This is a genomic window from Bacillus sp. SIMBA_008 (assembly GCF_046535495.1).
Lineage (GTDB): Bacteria > Bacillota > Bacilli > Bacillales > Bacillaceae > Bacillus > Bacillus subtilis.
Window position 1 is genome coordinate 1 of record NZ_JAWRWL010000497.1, and the last position, 270, is coordinate 270.

Consider the following 270-nt stretch of genomic DNA (forward strand, 5'->3'; position numbering starts at 1 on the left):
GGCGCCGCATACGTGCAGCGGTCGGCGCTCGACGTCGACGCGATCGCGGAGACCTTCGAGGGAGCCGACGCCGTCGTGTGGGCGCTGTCTCCGCGGGGCGACATGGAGGACAAGGTGCTCGGCGCACTGCGGCAGGTGGCCGCGAGGCTCGCCGGCACCGAGACGCGTCTCGGCGTGATCGGCGGAGCAGGCGGAAGCCTCGTCGCGCCCGGCGGCCCCCGGCTCTTCGATCAGGACTTCCCCGAGGAGTACAAGGCGGAGGCGCAGGTC

The 270-nt window shown here is 73.3% G+C and carries 1 protein-coding gene; it reads left to right on the top strand.

What is annotated here, in order from left to right; all coding sequences use genetic code 11:
- A partial coding sequence (locus SB658_RS24175) for an NAD(P)-dependent oxidoreductase (protein ID WP_486308212.1) occupies window positions 1-270 on the top strand: 270 nt, incomplete at both ends.